The sequence below is a fragment of the bacterium genome (genome assembly GCA_021159335.1).
In the GTDB taxonomy this organism is placed as follows: Bacteria; UBP14; UBA6098; order B30-G16; family B30-G16; genus JAGGRZ01.
The window spans coordinates 1-1518 of sequence record JAGGRZ010000002.1 but is presented as its reverse complement, the minus strand read 5'-3'; the positions used below and the strand labels follow the sequence as shown (position 1 = coordinate 1518).

The window sequence follows — 1518 nt, the reverse complement described above, 5'->3', positions numbered from 1 at the left end:
TCTTAGAGGGGAGTTAGCGCCGCTGGACAGTTTCTCACTCGAGCAAAAGGAGAAGGAGGCTGAGTGATTCCCGTAAAGGTAATCGCGGAGAAGTGCACTGGCTGTAGTGCTTGTGTTCCTGCCTGCCCGTTCGGGGTTATAGAAATAGTAAATAATATCGCAGTTATAAAAGAGGGCTGCACAGCCTGTAAAATATGTATTGATGCCTGCCCCGAGGGTGCGATAGTAGCTGTTGAAGAAGAGGTAAAGGTTCCGCAGGAAAAGCTAAATCAATACAAAGGGATCTGGGTAGTTGCTGAAATCACGAACAACAAGCCCGCTCCAGTCGGTTTCGAAATGCTGGGGGCGGGCAGAGAGCTTGCCGACAAACGGAATACAAAACTTACTGCGGTAATACTGGGGCACAATATAAAAGAACTCGCCAAAGAATACATTGCCCACGGTGCCGATAGAGTCATAGTTCTCGACCACGAGGAGCTTGCCCAATTCGACGAAGAAAATTACTCAAGGGCGCTGGCGCACATAGTCGAAAAGGAAAAGCCAGAAGTGATTCTTTGTGGTGCGACTATCTGGGGGCGTTCAGTTATCCCCAGATTAGCTGTTAAACTGAGAACAGGTCTAACCGCCGATTGCACCCATCTTGATATCGACCCCGAAACAGGACTTCTTCGCCAAACGAGACCAGCTTTCGGCGGAAACATAATGGCGACAATACTTTGTCCCAATCATCGCCCACAGATGGCAACAGTAAGACCTCATGTTATGAAAGCTCTGCCGCGCGATGATAGCCGAGAGGGAGAAATAATAATAGCTGACCTATCAGAAGTTAAATGGGCTCCCAAGCGCAAAAAGATACTCGAAAGCGTTGAGGAGCTCGGCGAAATGATAAATATAGCGGATGCGGACATCATTGTTTCTGGAGGTAGAGGGCTTGGTGGACCTGATGCGTTTAAAATGCTTTTCGAGCTTGCGGAGTTGCTTGGTGGTGCCGTCGGAGCCTCGCGCGCAGCGGTCGACGCTGGCTGGATTCCATATGCTCATCAGGTTGGTCAGACAGGTAAAACGGTCTCACCCAAACTATACATCGCCATAGGAATATCTGGCGCCATACAGCATCTCGTGGGAATGCAGTCATCGGATACCATAATCGCGATAAACAAAGACCCTAACGCACCTATTTTCGATGTTGCCACATATGGAATAGTCGGTGACCTTTTCGAGGTGGTGCCTGCGTTGATAAAGGAAATTAAGGCGATGAGAAGCTAAGATTCCTTGACAGTTTAAATATCCTAAATAAAATTTACGTAGGGCTAAATAGATTAAGATTAGAATTCGTCAAAATGCGATTAAGGAAAATTAACATATGTTTTATAATGCTATTTTTGCTTGCAGGATGCAAAGGTTATAAAAAATACAATTTTGATTTTATAAATAAATCATATGCCTCTTTAGAGAAACATCTCTTAAAAGTAAGATTAGTAAAAGGTAATATATTTAGCTTAAAGATCAAGCCTGAAA

Annotated in this window: 1 protein-coding gene; it reads left to right on the top strand. The window is 45.0% G+C overall.

Annotated elements, in window-relative coordinates:
• Positions 1 to 66: 66 nt before the first annotated feature.
• On the top strand, positions 67 to 1266 hold the full coding sequence (locus tag J7J62_00030; GenBank protein ID MCD6123554.1) for an FAD-binding protein: 1200 nt from the start codon (positions 67 to 69) through the stop codon (positions 1264 to 1266).
• Positions 1267 to 1518 lie beyond the last annotated feature (252 nt).